Origin of the sequence: Rhodococcus phenolicus (assembly GCF_001646785.1) — a bacterium.
Taxonomy (GTDB): domain Bacteria; phylum Actinomycetota; class Actinomycetes; order Mycobacteriales; family Mycobacteriaceae; genus Rhodococcus; species Rhodococcus phenolicus.
This window is the reverse complement of the sequence record NZ_LRRH01000195.1, coordinates 1-2,786: the sequence shown is the minus strand read 5'-3', so window position 1 is coordinate 2,786 and position 2,786 is coordinate 1. Positions and strand designations below refer to the sequence as shown.

Annotated in this window: 2 protein-coding genes; both read right to left on the bottom strand. The window is 66.9% G+C overall.

The genetic code is table 11. The features are described from left to right. Nucleotides 1-96: 96 nt before the first annotated feature. On the bottom strand, nucleotides 97-1,026 hold the full coding sequence (locus tag A8G15_RS28830; RefSeq protein ID WP_068166632.1) for an NUDIX hydrolase: 930 nt from the start codon (nucleotides 1,024-1,026) through the stop codon (nucleotides 97-99). Between the two features lie 17 nt (nucleotides 1,027-1,043). Then, nucleotides 1,044-2,786: RNA degradosome polyphosphate kinase (locus A8G15_RS28825; protein WP_068166631.1), on the bottom strand; the 1,743-nt coding region annotated here is incomplete at its 5' end.

Sequence of the window (2,786 nt, the reverse complement as noted above, 5' to 3'; positions counted from 1 at the left end):
CCGGCCTCGCCCACATCGGGCGTAGTCGCTGAGCACAGCCGTTTCGGCGGTCACCGGATCGAATCCGGTGACCGCCGAAACGCATTCCGCGGGCTCCTACCGGGGCGGGGCGGGCAGCGGGCTCTCGAGGTGGTCGATGGCGACGATCCGGTCCGCGTGCAGCGACATCACCCACGTACTGCCCTTGCGATTGCGGGTCGCGGGGACGGCGACCGAGTCCCGTTCCGCCCACCACCGGACGAGGTCCGGAATCACCTTGCCCTGACTGCAGATCACCGGTGAGCCACCGCGCCGGGCGATCTCCAGGGTGCGTTTGCGGCCGAGGTGCGGATCGGCTGCGTAATCCTCCTCGGTCAGCGACGGTTCGATTGCGATCTCGACACCGAGTTGTCCGGCGAGGGGTTCGACCGTCTGGATGCACCGCATGCGATCGGCTGCGGTGATGCTGTCCGCGCCGAACGCGCGCAGCTGCGCGACCAGGGCCTCGGCCTGCGCCCGTCCCGCCGAATCGAGCGGTCGCAGCCGGTCGTCACCGCGGTGCCGTTTGCGGCTGCCTGCTCTCGCATGCCGCACGATCAGGACGGTCGTCGTATCGACCGGCAGGGCCCGGAACCTCCGGAGCACCGTGCGATCCATCGGATAAGACAGGTGATCGAACGCGGTTTCCGGGTCCTCCCAGCGCAACTCGTCGACCTCGTTGTTCGGGACGAATCCGCCGTCGACGGCACGCGCCGCCCAATAGTCGACCCGCTTCAGTTTGCGGTGGCCCGGAACGGGGTACGTGACCTTGCCGAGGTGCCGACCGAGCTGCGCCCGGAAACCGGTCTCCTCCTCGATCTCGCGGACCGCCGCGACGACAGCGGTCTCACCGGGATCGAGTTTGCCTTTCGGGAAGCTCCAGTCGTCGTAGCGTGGACGGTGGACGAGCGCGACCTCGACCCGATCCGGGTCGGTGGGGTTCGGTCGCCAGAGCACAGCACCCGCGGCGAAGATATTGGCCTTCACGGGCTTGTCGGAGGAAGTCACCGATGTCCCTCCGGTTCTCAGGATCGGCTGCGCATGAGCTCGACCTGGTGGTCACGCGCGGCGGTACCCGGTGCGGGGGATGCCACCCACGTGCCGTCGCTCTCCAGGGTCCAGCAGCGGGTGTCGGGATCGAGCGCGGAGTCGAAGATCGAACCCAGCTGCTCGGCCAGCCGCGAATCCTTCACCTGCACCATCACTTCGACACGGCGGTCGAGGTTGCGGTGCATCATGTCCGCACTGCCGATCCAGTATTCGTCCGCCCCGCGGAAGTGGATGATCCGCGAATGCTCGAGGAACCGGCCCAGAATCGACCGCACGGTGATGTTCTCGCTCAGCCCCGGAACGCCGGGTTTGAGCGCACAGATACCGCGTACCACGATCTCGACCGGCACCCCGGCGCGGGACGCACGGTACAGTGCGTCGATCACCTGCTCGTCGACCAGAGCGTTCGCCTTCAACCGGATTCCCGCCGCGCGGCCCTCGACGGCGTGCTCGATCTCGCGGTCGATGCGTTCGATGATCCCGGCGCGCACCCAGTGCGGAGCGACCAGCAGATTGCGGTACTTCGCCATCCGGGAGTATCCGGTCAGTGTGTTGAAAAGATCGGTGAGGTCCGAGCCGATCTCGGGGTCGGAGGTGAGCAGGCCCACGTCCTCGTACAGGCGCGCGGTCTTGGGGTTGTAGTTGCCCGTTCCGATATGGCAGTAGCGACGGATCGTGGAACCCTCGCGCCGCACCACCAGGCACGTCTTGCAGTGCGTCTTGAGGCCGACGAGGCCGTACACCACGTGCACACCGGCCTGTTCGAGTTTGCGTGCCCATTTGATGTTCGCCTGCTCGTCGAACCGCGCCTTGATCTCCACGAGCGCCACGACCTGCTTGCCGGCCTCGGCGGCGGCGACGAGAGCGTTGACGATGGGGGAGTCGCCGGAGGTGCGGTAGAGGGTCTGCTTGATCGCGAGGACCTGGCTGTCCGCGGCCGCCTGCTCGATGAAGCGCTGGACGCTCGTGGAGAAGGAGTCGTACGGATGGTGAACGAGTACATCGCCTTCCCGGAGCGTGGAGAACACGCTCTTGGGTGTCTCACGCTCGCCGAAGGCCGGATGCGTCGCCGGGACGAACGGCGCGTCCTTGAGGTCCGGCCGGTCGACGGAATAGACCTGCCACAGGCTCGACAGATCCAGCAGACCCGGAAGCTGCACGACGTCGGCCGGATCGACGTCGAGTTCGCGCAGCAACAGGTCGAGCATGTGCTCGGTCATGTCGTCGGAGACCTCGAGCCGCACCGGCGACCCGAAACGGCGCCGCGCGAGTTCGCGTTCGAGGGCCTGCAGCAGGTCCTCGTCGCGGTCCTCCTCGACCTCGAAATCGGCGTTGCGGGTGACACGGAAGGCATGGTGCTCCACGACTTCCATGCCCGGGAACAGCACGTGCAGATGCGCGGCGATCAGTTCCTCGAGCGGCAGGAAGGCGGGGATGCCACCGGGGTTTCCGGGACGGTCGACGCGGACGAAACGGTCGACGTTGTCCGGGACCTTCACTCGGGCGAAGTGTTCCCCGGCCGCCTGCGAATCCTTCACGGTCACAGCGAGATTGAGACTCAGGCCGCTGATGTAGGGGAAGGGGTGGGCGGGGTCGACGGCGAGCGGTGTCAGAACCGGGAACACCTGCTCGGCGAAATAGCCGGTCAGATGTGCCTTCTCGTCGTCGGACAACTCCGACCAGCGGATGATCGAGATGCCCTCCGCCGCGAGGTCGGG